The sequence below is a fragment of the Moorena sp. SIO3I6 genome (assembly GCF_010672095.1).
The window spans coordinates 1-1,239 of the sequence record NZ_JAAHHU010001479.1 but is presented as its reverse complement, the minus strand read 5'-3'; the positions used below and the strand labels follow the sequence as shown (position 1 = coordinate 1,239).

Below are 1,239 nucleotides of genomic sequence, written 5' to 3'. Positions count from 1 at the left end.
TACTTATCCTTGTTTGAAGAAAAGATTTTACTCCTGTGTGTGGCCATGGAGTTAGATCCTCTTGCCCACCCTACAAGACTTCCTACACTCTCTCGAACATTAAAGGGGTAGGGTGGGCAAATTCTGATTATTTGACCAGATCAGCAGTGATCATGTCCATTTGCCCACCAAATAATATCAAGCGATCACCTAAGCAACAGCAAAATCTGTGTATTGTCGCATTTTTGGCTCATGAAATGCTAAGACAATATCCTCTTTGGGAACTCCAACACGGACAAGGTCGGTAGCAATTCCTTCTTCTGTCCAGTCTTCCTCAATCCAAAATTTCCCTTCTCGAAGACGCACATAAACGGTCATTACCGTAATTATTTCTCCATTTTGCCATCCTAAATTCATCCAAATATAGTGACCATTTGCTTCATCCGCAATCAGAAAATTATCAATCGCCTCCTGAGAACGTTTTTGACATAATTCGATATAGTCATTTAATAGTTGTTTAATAATTTTGGGGTATTGGGCTAATTTATCCATTGTCTTACCTCTTCTAATTCAGTATCTACAAGAATTAAGGTAAGTTTAGAGGATATCTGAAAAGTTTTTTGATACTGAATTTTGCCCCCCTAGCCCCCCAATTCTGGGGGGAACAAGAATCTATTTGCTGGTAAAAGTCCCCCAAGCGAGGGATTGCTCGCTTGGGGGATTTAGGGGGCTTAGGTGTAGCAAATTAGACTTCTCAGACAACCTCTGATGTCTAATGACGATTAATTGAATCACATCTTGAGTAAAAAAGTTTTTGTAGGCAATGCTACTAATAGCTAGATAAAGTTTTCGTTCAGGTGCAGTTTCATCCAGAAGATAGCGATAGATATCCTATTGACCAAGAGCTTTTTTTAAATCTTGCCATTTTGATGTACCGACAAAGCTTTTGACTTCAACCACAAGTTTTTGTTCATTTCGTTGAACCGCAATCGGGCCTTCAGCCCCTAGATCGGCATAGAGTTTTGTTTTTCTATATTCAATAATATAGGGTCGTCAGTGATTATCCATCCATCTTTAATCAGTGCATTTTTCACCGCCTTATGAATAATATCCAGTTTCGGCATGATCAATGGAAGTAAAGTATAAACTTTTGATAAAAGCTGATCGCATTTTAATCTTAGCTCAACAACACACCATGATCAAATTAGGGAGTGTTAGCTCCCCAGTTGAGGCAAGCAATCCCAACAAATACTTACTGAA

General features: G+C 38.9%; 1 protein-coding gene and 1 pseudogene. Both read right to left on the bottom strand.

What is annotated here, in order from left to right:
- Positions 1-189: 189 nt before the first annotated feature.
- Positions 190-531: a XisI protein gene (locus tag F6K49_RS50435; protein ID WP_293110406.1), complete on the bottom strand. Its 342-nt coding sequence runs from the start codon at positions 529-531 to the stop codon at positions 190-192.
- Positions 532-651: 120 nt separating this feature from the next.
- A pseudogene (locus F6K49_RS54125) lies at positions 652-1,103 on the bottom strand (XisH family protein).
- Positions 1,104-1,239 lie beyond the last annotated feature (136 nt).

Excerpts from the sequence above, each read along its gene's own strand:
- F6K49_RS50435 (WP_293110406.1), bottom strand. The coding sequence starts at position 531 with ATGGATAAATTAGCCCAATACCCCAAAATTATTAAACAACTATTAAAT.